The sequence below is a fragment of the Streptomyces bambusae genome, assembly GCF_020532645.1.
In the GTDB taxonomy this organism is placed as follows: Bacteria; Actinomycetota; Actinomycetes; order Streptomycetales; family Streptomycetaceae; genus Streptomyces; species Streptomyces bambusae.
Window position 1 is genome coordinate 1 of record NZ_JAJAUZ010000017.1, and the last position, 14,156, is coordinate 14,156.

The 14,156-nt window shown below is 71.6% G+C and carries 14 protein-coding genes and 1 pseudogene; 7 read left to right on the forward strand and 8 right to left on the reverse strand.

What is annotated here, in order from left to right:
* The 4 genes and pseudogenes from LG634_RS14260 to LG634_RS14275 all read right to left on the reverse strand — a co-directional run.
* Nucleotides 1-625 (reverse strand): annotated as a pseudogene (locus LG634_RS14260) (hypothetical protein); the annotation flags it as partial.
* Nucleotides 626-720: 95 nt separating this feature from the next.
* Nucleotides 721-1,692 carry an ABC transporter substrate-binding protein gene (locus LG634_RS14265; RefSeq protein WP_226734149.1) on the reverse strand — a complete coding sequence of 324 codons (972 nt, stop codon included), beginning with the start codon at nt 1,690-1,692 and terminating at the stop codon, nt 721-723.
* 49 nt (nt 1,693-1,741) lie between these two features.
* Entirely contained in the window at nt 1,742-2,410 is a 669-nt protein-coding gene (locus LG634_RS14270) for an ABC transporter permease (RefSeq protein WP_226734264.1), read from the reverse strand.
* A 5-nt stretch (nt 2,411-2,415) separates the two neighbouring features.
* Nucleotides 2,416-3,099 carry an ABC transporter permease gene (locus LG634_RS14275; RefSeq protein WP_226734150.1) on the reverse strand — a complete coding sequence of 228 codons (684 nt, stop codon included), beginning with the start codon at nt 3,097-3,099 and terminating at the stop codon, nt 2,416-2,418.
* 161 nt (nt 3,100-3,260) lie between these two features.
* On the opposite strand from LG634_RS14275, the gene LG634_RS14280 reads away from it, so the two are divergent.
* The gene (locus LG634_RS14280; RefSeq protein WP_226734151.1) at nt 3,261-4,271 is read left to right on the forward strand and encodes an ABC transporter ATP-binding protein; all 1,011 of its coding nucleotides are present in this window, start codon (nt 3,261-3,263) and stop codon (nt 4,269-4,271) included.
* A 13-nt stretch (nt 4,272-4,284) separates the two neighbouring features.
* Here the strand turns inward: LG634_RS14280 and LG634_RS14285 are convergent, their stop codons facing one another.
* Nucleotides 4,285-5,394, reverse strand: coding sequence for an alpha/beta hydrolase (locus LG634_RS14285; RefSeq protein WP_226734152.1), 1,110 nt, complete (start codon nt 5,392-5,394; stop codon nt 4,285-4,287).
* A gap of 148 nt (nt 5,395-5,542) precedes the next feature.
* Between LG634_RS14285 and LG634_RS14290 the strand changes: the two genes are divergently transcribed.
* The 6 genes from LG634_RS14290 to LG634_RS14315 all read left to right on the forward strand — a co-directional run bounded on the left by LG634_RS14290 (nt 5,543) and on the right by LG634_RS14315 (nt 10,551).
* Entirely contained in the window at nt 5,543-7,408 is a 1,866-nt protein-coding gene (locus tag LG634_RS14290; protein WP_226734153.1) for a phosphatidylglycerol lysyltransferase domain-containing protein, read from the forward strand.
* Nucleotides 7,409-7,437: 29 nt separating this feature from the next.
* On the forward strand, nt 7,438-8,313 hold the full coding sequence (gene folP / locus LG634_RS14295) for a dihydropteroate synthase (RefSeq protein WP_226734154.1): 876 nt from the start codon (nt 7,438-7,440) through the stop codon (nt 8,311-8,313).
* Nucleotides 8,310-8,759 carry a nuclear transport factor 2 family protein gene (locus tag LG634_RS14300; protein ID WP_226734155.1) on the forward strand — a complete coding sequence of 150 codons (450 nt, stop codon included), beginning with the start codon at nt 8,310-8,312 and terminating at the stop codon, nt 8,757-8,759. The genes folP and LG634_RS14300 overlap by 4 nt, the downstream gene beginning before the upstream one ends.
* Before the next feature lie 283 nt (nt 8,760-9,042).
* Nucleotides 9,043-9,405 carry a dihydroneopterin aldolase gene (gene folB, locus LG634_RS14305; RefSeq protein WP_226734156.1) on the forward strand — a complete coding sequence of 121 codons (363 nt, stop codon included), beginning with the start codon at nt 9,043-9,045 and terminating at the stop codon, nt 9,403-9,405.
* Nucleotides 9,402-10,010, forward strand: a complete 609-nt coding sequence (gene folK, locus LG634_RS14310; protein ID WP_226734157.1) for a 2-amino-4-hydroxy-6-hydroxymethyldihydropteridine diphosphokinase — start codon at nt 9,402-9,404, stop codon at nt 10,008-10,010. Before folB ends, folK begins: the two co-directional genes overlap by 4 nt.
* 46 nt (nt 10,011-10,056) lie before the next feature.
* On the forward strand, nt 10,057-10,551 hold the full coding sequence (locus tag LG634_RS14315) for a DUF3180 domain-containing protein (RefSeq protein ID WP_226734158.1): 495 nt from the start codon (nt 10,057-10,059) through the stop codon (nt 10,549-10,551).
* Between the two features lie 89 nt (nt 10,552-10,640).
* Here LG634_RS14315 and folE read toward each other — a convergent pair whose 3' ends face one another.
* The 3 genes from folE to hpt form a co-directional block, all read right to left on the reverse strand.
* Nucleotides 10,641-11,246: a GTP cyclohydrolase I FolE gene (gene folE, locus LG634_RS14320; RefSeq protein ID WP_226734159.1), complete on the reverse strand. Its 606-nt coding sequence runs from the start codon at nt 11,244-11,246 to the stop codon at nt 10,641-10,643.
* Nucleotides 11,247-11,368: 122 nt separating this feature from the next.
* On the reverse strand, nt 11,369-13,390 hold the full coding sequence (gene ftsH / locus LG634_RS14325) for an ATP-dependent zinc metalloprotease FtsH (RefSeq protein ID WP_226734160.1): 2,022 nt from the start codon (nt 13,388-13,390) through the stop codon (nt 11,369-11,371).
* Between the two features lie 224 nt (nt 13,391-13,614).
* Entirely contained in the window at nt 13,615-14,154 is a 540-nt protein-coding gene (hpt, locus tag LG634_RS14330; protein ID WP_226734265.1) for a hypoxanthine phosphoribosyltransferase, read from the reverse strand.
* Nucleotides 14,155-14,156: the final 2 nt, after the last annotated feature.

The window sequence follows — 14,156 nt, forward strand, 5'->3', positions numbered from 1 at the left end:
GCACGGAGCGGGTGTGCTCGGCCGCCGCGCCGCCGGCGGCCGCCTCGGCCTTGCGGAGCAGTGCGGTGAGCGCCGCGTTGGCGCGGGCGTAGCCCACGGCGGTCGGGGCGCCGGCGGCGGTGCGCTCCTCGGAGACCGGCGGCAGCGCCTTGGCCTCGGGGGCGGCGGCGGTGGCCTCGATGGCCAGCAGGCGCTGTCCTTCGAGGGCGCTGGCCCGCTCGGTCTCGGCGGTCGCGTACCGGCGCAGCAGGGCGGCGTGCTCGCCGCGCAGCTTCGCGAGTTCGACCCGCTTGGCGCGCAGCTTGCGGTCGAGCTTGGTGCGCAGTGCCCGGGACTCCTCCAGGTCGGACTCCAGTTCGGCGATCCGGTCCTCGGTGCGCCACTCGTCGCGGACCCGGGCGCGGGTCAGCTCGGCCACCTTGCGGCCCGCCGCCCGGTCCCAGCCGCGCATGACGACGGCGCCGCCGACGGCGGAGGCCGCGGTGAGCGCCACCAGCAGGCGCAGCGCCAGGGGCTCCGCGAGCAGCCAGGCGACGGCGGCGCACGCGACCGGGACGCCGGCTATCGCCGAGGGCGTCAGAAGCCGGTGCAGGGGCTGGGATTGGCGGTGGCGTCCACGGGGCATGGCCTGAAATTTACAGGGCGTGGACCCTGCGTGGGGCGCCCGCCGGGCAATCTCTTTCCCGGCGGTTGCCCGACGAGTTGATCACAGTCGTGCGGTCACTTCTTCAACAGTCCCTTCGCGTCCAGATATGCCTTCGCGACATCGGCCGGCTTGGCCCGTTCGGCGTCCACCTTGCGGTTGAGTTCCACGAGATCGGCCGTGGTCAGGACCTTGGTGAGCTTGTCGAGGACGGCGGCGACCTCGGGGCCGCCGGCTTCCTTGGCATTCACCACCGGCAGGACGTTGTCGGCGTTCTGGAGCTTCTTGTCGTCTTCCAGCAGGACCAGTCCGAAGCTCTCCAGGGTCGCGTCCGTGGTGGTGGTGAGGACCAGTTGGTCGACGCCGTCCTTCACGGCCTGCTTGGCCTGCGGGGTGCCGACGCCCTTCGGGTCGATACCGGAGACATTGATTCCGTATTTCGACTTCAGGCCCACGGCGCAGAACGGCCGGACGGCACATTCGTCACCCGCCGCGATCTTCACCGCGACCTTGGACCGGCCCAGGTCCGAAAGGGTCTTGAGCTTGTGCTTCGCGGCGAATTCCTTCGTCACCGCGAATGCGTTCTGGTCCACTGCCTGTCCCGCCGGCAGGACCTTCAGGCCGAGCGGTCCGGCGAGCTTCTCCAGACCGGCCACCGTCGCCGCGACATCGCTCGACGCCACCGGCTTCTGCTCCGGCGCCTTCGGGCCGTTCACCTTGGCGTTCAGGAATTCCGCGAGGGTCGCCGCGTATTCGGGGACGATGTCGATCTGCCCCTTCTCCAGGGCCGGCTCGTACAGTTCGCGGCTGCTCACCGTGGTGATCGAGGTCTTGTGACCGGCGTCCGCCAGGAGCTGTGCGTACAGCTCGGCCAGGACGTTCGACTCGGTGAAGCCTGCTGCGCCGACGACCAGGGAGCCCTTGGCCGGACCGGACTGTGCAGGGCCCTCCTTGGCCTTCTCCAGACTGTCGCCGCCGCACGCGGTGAGCGAACCCGCCAGTGCCAGCACGCCCAGGGCCGCGCCGAGGGCGCGCGAGGTCTTGCTCATCAGAACTCCGTTCACGGGGATCGGGACTCGGGAAACAGAAAGGGACCGCTCAGGGTCGGCGGCGCACCGGGCCCAGCAGCCGGTCGGCGGCCACCAGCACGCCCTCCACGGCCAGCGCCAGCAGCGCCACGAGCAGTGCTCCGGCGACCACCTGCGGGGTGTCGTACGTGGTGAACCCGGCGGTGATGATGCGGCCCAGGCCGCCCTGCCCGACCATGGCCGCGATGGTGGCGGTGGCCACCACCTGGACGGCCGCCGAGCGCAGACCCGTCATCACCAGCGGCCGGGCCAGCGGCAGTTCCACCTGCCGGAACACCTGGCCGCCGGACATGCCCATGCCGCGGGCCGCCTCCACCACCGAGCGGTCCACCCCGCGCATGCCGACGTACGCGTTGGTCAGCAGCGGCGGCACGGCGAACAGGACGAGGGCGGTGACGGTGGGCACGTACCCGGCGCTGCGCAGGGGCGAGACCATGAACAGGGCGAGCACCGCGAAGACCGGCACCGCCCGGCCGGCGTTGGAGACGTTCACGGCGAGCGTCCCGCCGCGGCCCAGGTGGCCCAGCCACAGGCCGACGGGCAGCGCGACCGCGCAGGCGATCAGCAGCGCCAGCCCGCTGACGTACGCGTGCTCGCCGAGCCGGTGCCACACCCCGGCCTCGCCGGACCAGTTGGCCCCGTCGGCCAGCCACTCCCAGGCCCCGCCCAGTACGCCCACCGCGCTCACGCCCCCTTCGCCGCGGCCGCCCGGGTCCACGGCGTGAGCAGCCGCTGGAGGCCGAGCAGCAGCAGGTCGGCGACGAGGGCGAGCAGCACGCACAGCACGGAGGCGGTCAGCACCTGCGCCTTGAACGAGCTGCTCACCGCGGGGGCGATCAGGTTGCCGAGGCCGCCCTTGCCGACGATCGAGCCGACCGTGGTCAGGGCGACGGTGGAGACGGTCGCGATGCGCACCCCGGCGAGCAGCGCGGGCAGGGCGAGCGGCAGCTCGACCTGCCACAGCAGCCGGGCCGGTCCGTACCCGAGGCCGCGCGCGGCCTCCCGGACGTCCTCCGGTACGCCCTCCAGCCCGGCCAGCACGTTCCGGACCAGGATCGTCAGCGAGTAGAGGACCAGGCCGGTGACCACGAGCGAGGCCGACAGCCCGAACAGGGGCAGCAGCAGCGAGAACATGGCCAGCGAGGGCACCGTGTACAGCAGGGTGGTCAGGCCGAGGACGGGCGCGGCCCAGCGCGGGCCGCGGCGGGCGAGGAGGGCCAGCGGCAGCGCGACGGCGAGGCCGATGAGGACGGACAGGACGGTGATCCAGACGTGCTGGACGGTGGCGTCGGTCAGTTCCTGGCTGCGCGAGCGGACGTACTCCCAGCAGACCCAGTCGTTCGCGACCAGGCAGTTCCGCGCCGCCATTCCCCCACCCCCCGTCAGCTGCCGTGCCGTGGCCGCGGGTCCGGCCGGACCCGCACGTCCTTTCGACCATAACCCCGCGGGGCCGGCCGGCACGTGATCTTTTGCATCGGGGCAACAATCCCTTCACGCAAGTCTGACGGGGCTGCGCAAAGATGGACGGCGTGATCCGATTCGAGCACGTGACCAAGCGCTACCCGGACGGGACCACCGCCGTCGAGGACCTGTCGTTCGAGGTGGCCGAGGGCGAGCTGGTCACCCTCGTGGGCCCTTCGGGCTGCGGCAAGACGACCACGATGAAGATGGTGAACCGGCTGATCGAGCCCACCGGCGGCCGGATCCTGCTCGACGGGCAGGACATCTCCGCCGCCGACCCGGTGGAGCTGCGCCGCCGCATCGGGTACGTGATCCAGCAGGTCGGGCTGTTCCCGCACAAGACGGTGCTGGAGAACACGGCGACGGTGCTGCGGCTGCTGGGCACGGGCCGGGCCCGCTCCCGGGCGCGCGCGGCGGAGCTGCTGGAGCTGGTCGGGCTGGACCCGGCGGTCTACGGCGGCCGGTACCCGGAGCAGCTGTCCGGCGGGCAGCGGCAGCGGGTCGGGGTGGCGCGGGCGCTGGCCGCGGACCCGCCGGTGCTGCTGATGGACGAGCCGTTCGGCGCGGTGGACCCGGTGGTGCGCGAGCGGCTCCAGAACGAGTTCCTGGCGCTGCAGGAATCCGTCCGGAAAACGATCCTGCTGGTGACGCACGACCTGGAGGAGGCGGTCCGGCTCGGCGACCGGATCGCGGTCTACGGGCACGGCACCATCGAGCAGTTCGCCCCGCCGGCGGAGGTGCTGGGCGCACCCGTGAACGCGTACGTGGCGGGCTTCGTCGGCGCGGACCGCGGGCTCAAGCGGCTGGCGGTGACCCCGGTGACGGCGGCGGACGTCGAAGACGCGGCGGAGGCGGCGAGCGCGGCGGACGGGCCGGATCCGGCCGGCGCGCAGGTCCCGCTGGGTGCCTCGCTGCGGGAGGCGCTGGCCCTGCTGCTCCAGGAGGACTCGGGGCGGATCGCGGTGACCGACCCGCGGTCGGGTGCCCGGGTCGGCGTGCTCACCCCGGCCGCGGTGCACCGCGCCCTGCGGCGTGCGGAGCCCGAGGGCGCTGCGGCGGAGCTGCCGCAGGGGGTGTGACCGGGAGCGCGGGTCAGGCCTGGAGGCGCCCGCTGAGCCAGTTCAGCATCGGGGGTATCTCGCGGCGCCAGGTGTTGAAGTTGTGGCCGCCGTTCTCCAGCGTGATCGAGGAGACCCGGTCCGGGGACTTCACCCCGGCGATGAACTGCCTGGTGCCCTTGAGGTTGTCCTCGCCCTTCTTGCTGGTGGTCACCAGGAAGGAGGTGCCGGTCGGGCTCTTGGCCTTGAGGCTCTTGAGGACGTCGGCACGCTTCTCCAGCGCCTCGTCGCCGTGGAACAGGTCGCCCGTGGTCGGGTCGTCGGCGGCCTTGTAGTACGCGGACAGGCCCACGGCCACCCCGAAGGTGTCCGGGTGGTGGATGCCCATCTTCAGGGCGCAGTAGCCGCCGGTGGAGTTGCCGACGAACGCCAGGTTCTGCGGCTTGTCCCCGACCCGGTAGCTCTCGCGGACGGCCTGCGGGACGTCCTTGGCGAAGTAGGTCTCGGTCTGCGGGCCGCCGGGGATGTCCACGCACTCGGTGTCGCGCGGCGGGGCGACGGTCGGGCGCATCATCACCAGGATCATCGGCTTCATGGTGCCCGCCTTGGCCTGCTTGTAGGCCGTCATCGGGTAGTCGAGCCCTTTGATCAGGTTCTCCGCGATGCCCGGATAGCCGGTGAGGACGACGGCCGCCGGGAAGTCCTCCTTGGCGTACCGGGGCTGGAAGTACTCCGGCGGCAGCCAGACGTAGCCGGGGCTGGCTATCTTCGAGCGCTCCCCGGTCAGGACGATCTTCTGGATCTGCCCGCCGACCTCCGGCCGGGCGCCGCCGGGCACGTCCAGCTTCTGCGTGCCGGTCACCCGGATGTCCTTCGCGGCGGCCGAATGGTCGACCACCACGCCCATCTCCTTCTCCTGGCCGAACAGGTCGGCCCAGCTGCCGTAGAAGAGGAACGACTTGTTCGCCGCCAGCCCGACCGCGGCGAACAGCGCCAGCTGGGTTGCGAGCAGCAGGCCGATCCGGCCCGTGACGGCACGCCAGTTACGGCCGGCCAGGCGCGGCCAGTACCAGACCGTGGCCGCGAAGAGCAGGACGCCGGCAACGATGGCGAGGGAAAGGACCCACGTGCTTCTGAGACCCATGAGCAGTCAGTGACTTTCTGGTGGCGGGCGAAGTTTTTTCTCGCAAAACAGTGAACCCGCTCCCACTCTGCGCCGTCCTAGTGGTCGCACATGTCCGGATGCCGCTGTGGCAGCTCGGCCACAGATCACTCACGGAACACGGGAAGCGATGTCTAGCAGGATAGATGGCGATAAGTCGGGACAGGTTCCGCACAAGGTCCGCCGTATCCTCCGCGGGCCAAAGCCCGAGTCGGTGCCGGGGATCGTGGGCACGGCCGCTGCCGTGGTCGGTCTCCTCGACATCGCGGCCGGTGTCTTCCCGCGCTTCCGGCACAGCCGGATCCACGCGGTCACCGAGGTGCTGCCCGGTTCCCTGGGCCCCTTCGCCGCCGCCCTGTCGCTGAGCGCCGGTGTGCTCCTGCTGCTGCTGGCGCACGGGCTCAAGCGCCGCAAGCGGCGGGCCTGGCGGGCCGCGGTGATCCTGCTGCCCGCCGGCGCCGTGGCGCAGTTCACGTACCGGCACTCGGTGATCGGGGTGCTGATCGCCGCCGCGCTGCTCGCGCTGCTCCTGCGCCACCAGGGTGAATTCAACGCCCTGCCGGACCCGCGCAGCCGCTGGAAGGCGCTGGCCAACTTCGTGCTGATGAGCGCCGGCTCCATCGGGCTCGGCCTGGTGATCGTCAACTCGCACCCGCGCCGGGTGGTGGGCGACCCGTCCTTCGCCGATCAGCTCACCCACGTCCTGTACGGCCTCTTCGGCTTCGAGGGCCCGGTCGACTACGCCGGCCGGGTGTCCTGGACCGTCGGCTACTCCCTCGGCGCGCTCGGCATGCTGACCGCCATCACCACCATCTACCTCGCCTTCCGCCCCGAGCACCCGGCCGCCCGGCTGACCGCCGAGGACGAGACCCGGCTGCGCGAGCTGCTCGCCCGGCACGGCGGCCGCGACTCCCTGGGCCACTTCGCCCTCCGCCACGACAAGGCCGTCGTCTTCTCCCCCAGCGGCAAGGCCGCCGTCACCTACCGCGTGGTGTCCGGCGTGATGCTGGCCTCCGGCGACCCGATCGGCGACGTCGAGGCCTGGCCGGGCGCCATCGAGCGGTTCATGGACGAGGCCCGCGCCCACTCCTGGACCCCGGCCGTCATGGGCTGCAGCGAGACCGGCGGCGAAGTGTGGACCCGCGAGACCGGCCTGGACGCCCTGGAGCTCGGCGACGAGGCCATCGTCGACGTGAAGGACTTCTCCCTGAGCGGCCGGCCGATGCGCAACGTCCGCCAGATGGTCAAGCGCATCGAGCGCAACGGCTACACCACCAAGGTCCGCCGGGTCAGCGAGCTGAACGCCACCGAGCTGGAGCACGTCCGGGCCGCCGCGGCCGCCTGGCGCGGCACCGACACCGAGCGCGGCTTCTCCATGGCGCTGGGCCGGGTCGGCGAGGAGGGCGACGGCGACTGCATCATCGCCACCGCCCACCGCACCGACGAGGAGGGCACCGCTGCGTCCCCGTACGGCGACCTGAAGGCCGTCCTGCACTTCGTGCCGTGGGGCCCGGACGGCATGTCGCTGGACCTGATGCGCCGCGACCGCGCCGCCGACCCCGGCATGAACGAGCTGCTGATCGTGGCCGCCCTCCAGGCCTGCCCGGACCTGAAGATCGAGAAGGTGTCGCTGAACTTCGCGATGTTCCGTTCGGCCCTGGCCCGCGGCGAGAAGATCGGCGCCGGCCCGGTGCTGCGCATGTGGCGCGGCCTGCTGGTGTTCCTGTCCCGCTGGTTCCAGATCGAGTCGCTGTACAAGTTCAACGCGAAGTTCCGGCCCCGCTGGGAGCCCCGCTTCGTGGTCTTCCGCGCCACCGGCGACCTGCCCCGCATCGGCTTCGCCGCCATGCAGGCCGAGGGCTTCGTCACGCTGGCCCTGCCCCGCCTGCTGTCCCGCCGCTCCACGCCCAAGGAGCGCCCCTGCGCCCACGCCACCGTGACCGCCGCCAAGGTGGTGGCCCCGGCCACCGCCGAGCGCGAGGTCCAGGCGGCGTAGGGCCCGGCGCCCGGCCCTACCCTGGAGGCATGAACACGTTGCACGGTGCGGGCGGCGCCCGCGGCCGGGTCGAGGGCCTGCCGGACTGGGACCGCTGTGCGGTGATGGGGGTCGTCAACGTGACCCCGGACTCCTTCTCCGACGGCGGCCGCTGGTTCGACACAGCGGCCGCGGTCAAGCGGGGCCTGGAGCTGGTCGCGCAGGGCGCCGACCTCGTCGACGTCGGCGGCGAGTCCACCCGGCCCGGCGCCAGCCGGGTCGACGCCGACGAGGAGCTACGCCGGGTCGTCCCGGTGGTCCGCGGCCTGGCCTCCGAGGGCGTCACCGTCTCCGTCGACACCATGCGGGCCGCCGTCGCCGAGCAGGCCGTCGCCGCCGGCGCGGTCCTCGTCAACGACGTCAGCGGCGGGCTCGCGGACCCCGGCATGATCCCCGCCGTGGCCGCCGCCGACGTCCCGTTCGTCGTGATGCACTGGCGCGGCTTCAGCGCCGACATGAACAGCCTGGCCGTGTACGACGACGTGGTCGCGGAGGTCACCGCCGAGCTGCGGGCCCGGATGGACGCCGTCATCGACGGCGGCATCGCCCCCGAACGGCTCCTGGTCGACCCCGGCCTCGGCTTCGCCAAGCACGCCGAGCACGACCTCGCGCTCGTCGCCCACCTCGCCGAGCTGCACGCCCTGGGCCGCCCGCTGCTGGTCGCGGCCTCCCGCAAGCGCTTCCTCGGCCGGGTGCTGGCCGCCGGCCCGGCCGCCGCCCCGCCGCCGGCCCGGGAGCGGGACGCGGCCACCGCCGCGGTCTCCGCGATCGCCGCCCACGAGGGCGCCTGGGCCGTCCGCGTCCACGAGGTGCGGGCCACTGCCGACGCCGTCCGCGTGGCCCGGGCCGTCGAGGGCGCCCGGTGACCCGCCGGGACTCCGGGAGCGAGGCCGTCGAGCGGATCAACACGGCCTACTACGACGCCATGGAGCGCGGCGACTTCGAGGAGCTGTCCGCGCTCTGGCTGGACGACGAGATCTCCTGCGTCCACCCCGGCTGGCCGGTGCTCTCGGGCCGCGGCGAGGTGCTCCGCTCGTACGCGCTGATCATGGCGAACACGGAGTACATCCAGTTCTTCCTGACCGACACCAGGGTCAACGTGATCGGCGACACCGCCGTGGTCACCTGCACGGAGAACATCCTCAGCGGCGGCCCGGCCGAGGACGGCGCCGGACCGGGCCCCCTCGTGGGCCAGCTGGTGGTCGCCACGAATGTGTTCCGCCGCACACCCGCCGGCTGGCGGCTGTGGTCCCACCACGGCTCGCCGGTGCTCGCCGACTCCGACGAGGACGAGGACGAGCCGGGCACCTGACCGGAGGCCCGCGGCCGGGCCGCACGGCGCCTCCGAGGGGTCCCGGAGCACTCCGGCGGGCCCCTTCCGGCGGAGCCCGCAGCCCCGCGGAGGATTGGCCACGGCTGTGACCGGACACACGCGATCCGGAGGCCCGGGGGGCCGTTCGGCCACCCCATGCGTGCCCGGTGTCGGCACCCGCAGGTAAATTCGAAGGAGGACGACGCCGACCGCACTCGGCGTAGGCCCATGGGACCGGGAAGCCCCGGGACCGGAAGAACCTACGAAAGCAGGAGTGATTCGCGTGGATCGTGTCGCGCTGCGCGGCCTGAAGGCTCGCGGGCACCACGGCGTCTTCCCCCGGGAGCGCGAAGAGGGCCAGACCTTCATCGTGGACCTTGTGCTGCACATCGACACCCGCCCGGCGGCGGCCGACGACGACCTGGCGAAGACCGTCCACTACGGGATCGTCGCCGAAGAGGTCGTCGCCGTGGTCGAGGGCGAGCCGGTCGACCTGATCGAGACCCTCGCCGAGCGGATCGCCCAGCAGTGCCTGGGGCACGAGGCGGTCGCCGAGGTCGAGGTCGTCGTCCACAAGCCGGACGCGCCCATCACGGTGCCCTTCGACGACGTGACCATCACGATCACCCGGAGGCGCGGAGCATGAACGACGGCCTGAAAGCCCAGAGCGACCCGACGGTGCAGCCGGTGCCGGCCTCGGTGGTGGAGGCCGTGGACGCGGCCGACGTCACCCTGTCCAACCCGAAGTGGGCCGTCATCGCCCTCGGCGCGAACCTCGGCAACCGCCTGGAGACCCTCCAGGGGGCCGTGGATGCCCTCGGCGACACCCCCGGCCTGCGCGTCAAGGCCGTCTCCCGCGTCTACGAGACCGAGCCCTGGGGCGTCGAGCCCGGCTCGCAGCCCTCGTACTTCAACGCGGTCGTCCTCGTGAAGACCACCCTGCCGCCGGGCTCGCTGCTGGAACGCGGCCAGGCCGTCGAGGAGGCCTTCGACCGGGTCCGCGAGGAGCGCTGGGGACCGCGCACCATCGACGTCGACATCGTGGCGTACGCGGACGTGGTCTCGGACGACCCCGTCCTCACCCTGCCGCACCCCCGCGCGCACCTGCGCGCCTTCGTGCTGGCCCCCTGGCAGGACGTTCAGCCCGACGCGGAGCTGCCCGGCCACGGCCCGGTCGCGGCCCTGCTGGCCGCCCTCGGCACGTCGGGCATCACGCCGCGCACCGACCTGGAACTCCGCCTGCCGGAGTAGTCGTTAGCCTGGAGCCGCACAAAAGCAGAGAGCGGGGAGCGGGCACGTGAAGCAACTGAGGCCGGTCGTCCTCACCGGCATCTTCCTGGTCGCCGGCGTCCTGTCCTGGGCGGGCGCCCGGCTGTGGAACGCGTACGGGACCCTGCCCGGGGTGCCGCTCGCGGCCCCCATCGTGCTCGCGGTGATCGCCGTCGTGCTGCTGGCGACCGCCCTGTCGCTGCGCGGCCGGCTGAAGGCCCAGCGCGAGCGGCGGCCCGGCGCCAAGGGCGTGGAGCCGCTGATGGCGGCCCGTTCCGTGGTGTTCGGACAGGCCAGCGCGCTGGTCGCGGCGCTCGTGGCGGGCATGTACGGCGGCACCGGGCTCTTCCTGGTCCTCGACGGCCTGGAGGTCCCGGCCCGCCGCGACCAGGCCCTGTACGCCGGTCTCGCGGTCCTGGCGGGCGCCGGCGTCATCGCCGCCGCCCTGTTCCTGGAGCGCGTCTGCAAGCTCCCGGAGGACACCGACGACTCCGGCCAGGGCAACGCCCGCGCCCGCGCCTGACGGGCCCGGCCGCACCACGGCAGTACGCACGGAAGCCCTGCAACCCCGCCGAGGGGTGCAGGGCTTCCGCCGTTCGGGGGGTCTTCCGGTCAGCGCGCCATGATCAGGCTCATGGCCTCGTTGCGGGTCGCGCCGTCGCGGAGCTGGCCGCGGACGGCCGAGGTGATGGTCTTCGCACCGGGCTTGCGCACCCCGCGCATGGTCATGCACATGTGCTCGCACTCGATCACCACGATCACTCCGCGGGGCTCCAGGATCTCCATGAGCGAGTCCGCGATCTGGGTGGTCAGGCGCTCCTGCACCTGGGGGCGGCGGGCGTACACGTCCACCAGCCGCGCCAGCTTCGACAGGCCGGTGATCTTGCCGTCGGTGGACGGGATGTAGCCGACGTGGGCCACTCCGTGGAAGCTCACCAGGTGGTGCTCGCAGACCGACTGCACCTCGATGTCCTTCACGAGGACCATTTCGTCGTGCCCGAGGTCGAACGTGGTCGTGAGGACGTCCTCCGGCCGCTGGTACAGCCCGGCGAATATCTCCTTGTACGCCCGCGCCACCCGGCCGGGGGTCTCCAGGAGGCCTTCGCGGTCCGGGTCCTCGCCGACCGCGATGAGGAGCTCACGGACGGCGGCCTCGGCGCGCTTCTCGTCGAATTCGCCGATCGTGCCCGTGCCGTCGAGAGTCACTGGGTCGGTCATCTGTGCCTCGTTCCCTGTCTTCCGTACCCGCGCGCGAACGTACGCACGCGAAAGTGCCGCGCCCCCCAGGCTAGAACCTGGGGGGCGCGGCATCCATTCCGGGCCGGTCGGGCGGCCGGGGGTCAGGCCTCGGGGCGGTCCTCCGGGGCCACCTCCAGGCCCTTGTCCGTGGAGACCGGGGCCGCGCTGCCGTTCGCCGCGTTCGTCAGCGACAGCTCCTTGGGGGAGAGCACCGGCGGACGGGTGGACGGGGTGCGGCGGGCGGAGCCGGTCCACGCGGGGCGGGCCGGGCGCTTGACGATGGTCGAGAAGATCTCGGCGATCTCCTCCTTGCCCAGCGTCTCCTTCTCCAGGAGGGCGAGGACCAGGTTGTCGAGGACGTCGCGGTTCTCGACCAGGATCTCCCAGGCCTCGTTGTGCGCGGTCTCGATGAGCTTCTTGACCTCTTCGTCGACCAGCGCCGCGACCTCTTCCGAGTAGTCGCGCTGGTGCGCCATCTCGCGGCCCAGGAACGGCTCGGTGTTGTCGCCGCCGAACTTGATCGCACCCAGGCGCTCGGTCATGCCGTACTGGGTGACCATCGCGCGGGCCGTGGCGGTGGCCTTCTCGATGTCGTTGGCCGCGCCGGTGGTCGGGTCGTGGAAGACCAGTTCCTCGGCGGCGCGCCCGCCCAGCATGTACGCCAGCTGGTCGAGCATCTCGTTGCGCGTGGTCGAGTACTTGTCCTCGTCGGGCAGGACCATGGTGTAGCCCAGGGCCCGGCCGCGGGACAGGATCGTGATCTTGTGTACCGGGTCGGAGTTCGGGGAGGCCGCCGCGACCAGGGCGTGTCCGCCCTCGTGGTACGCGGTGATCTTCTTCTCCTTGTCGGACATGATCCGGGTCCGCTTCTGCGGGCCCGCCACGACGCGGTCGATCGCCTCGTCCAGCATGTGGTTGTCGATCAGCTTCTTGTCCGAGCGGGCGGTCAGCAGCGCCGCCTCGTTCAGCACGTTCGACAGATCGGCACCGGTGAAGCCGGGGGTGCGGCGGGCGACGGCCGACAGGTCGACGTCCGGAGCGACCGGCTTGCCCTTCTGGTGGACCTTGAGGATCTCCAGGCGGCCCTGCATGTCCGGCCGGTCGACGGCGATCTGCCGGTCGAAGCGGCCCGGGCGCAGCAGCGCCGGGTCGAGGATGTCCGGCCGGTTCGTGGCGGCGATCAGGATGACGCCGCCCTTCACGTCGAAGCCGTCCATCTCGACGAGCAGCTGGTTGAGGGTCTGCTCGCGCTCGTCGTGACCGCCGCCGAGGCCCGCACCGCGGTGCCGGCCGACGGCGTCGATCTCGTCGACGAAGACGATGGCCGGGGCGTTGGCCTTGGCCTGCTCGAACAGGTCGCGGACGCGCGAGGCGCCGACACCCACGAACATCTCGACGAAGTCGGAGCCGGAGATCGAGTAGAAGGGGACGCCCGCCTCGCCCGCGACGGCGCGCGCGAGCAGCGTCTTGCCCGTACCGGGCGGGCCGTACAGCAGCACGCCCTTGGGGATCTTGGCGCCGACGGCCTGGAACTTCGCCGGCTCCTGGAGGAACTCCTTGATCTCGTGGAGCTCCTCGACGGCCTCGTCCGACCCGGCCACGTCGGCGAACGTGGTCTTCGGGGTGTCCTTGGTGATGAGCTTGGCCTTGGACTTCCCGAAGTTCATGACCCGGGAGCCGCCGCCCTGCATCTGGTTCATCAGGAACAGGAACACCACGACGATCAGGACGAACGGGAGGAGCGAGAGCAGGACCCCGAGGAACGGGTTCGTCTTGTCGGGCGAGACCGAGTAGCCGCTCGGGATCTGGCCGTTGTCGGAGCCGGCCTGCAGCTGCTTGGCGATGTCGACGCCCTGGTCGCCGATGTAGTTCGCCTGGAACTTGCTGCCGCTCTCGTCGTCGAGCTTCTGGCCGTCCTTCAGCTCGATCTTGATCATCTGGGAGTCACCGGTGGTCAGCTTCGCCGACTCGACCTGGTTCTGGCTGATCGCGTGCAGAACCTTGCTGGTGTCCACCGACTTGTAGCCGCCGGACGAACCAACGACATTCATCAACACGACCACGGCGAGGACGGCCAGCACGATCCACATGACCGGCCCACGGAAGTATCGCTTCACGTCCATCCATACGGGGTGCGATGCACCCCGTCCCTCCTGCCCGTAGGTAAATGCTGCTGCGAGTGAGACTGTGCGTAAGAACCGAAGTTCGGTTCTTCGGAATGTACCCCTGCATTGTCACCCGTGACATCGCGGTACGGCTGACAAACCCGCCTTCCCCTGCTCCAACGGCGGGAATCCCCGGCAGGTTCCCCGGCGGCCGGAACCGCCGGGGACGCGCGTACGGGCGGTCAGCCGCCGTAGACGTGCGGCGCGAGGGTGCCGACGAACGGCAGGTTGCGGTACTTCTCGGCGTAGTCCAGGCCGTACCCGACGACGAACTCGTTCGGGATGTCGAAGCCGACCCACTTCACGTCGATGGCGACCTTGGCGGCATCGGGCTTGCGCAGCAGCGTGACGACCTCGAGGGAGGCCGGCTCGCGGGAGCCCAGGTTCGACAGCAGCCAGGACAGGGTCAGACCGGAGTCGATGATGTCCTCGACGATCAGGACGTGCCTGCCCTTGATGTCGGTGTCGAGGTCCTTGAGGATCCGGACCACGCCGGAGGACTGGGTGCCCGCGCCGTACGACGACACCGCCATCCAGTCCATGGTGAGCGGGGTGGACAAGGCGCGCGCCAGGTCCGCCATCACCATCACGGCGCCCTTGAGGACACCGACGATGAGCAGGTCCTTGCCCGCGTATTCCGCATCGATCTTCGCGGCCAGCTCGGCCAGCTTCGCGTCGATCTCTTCCTTGGTGATGAGCACCGACGCCAGGTCGCTGCCCATGT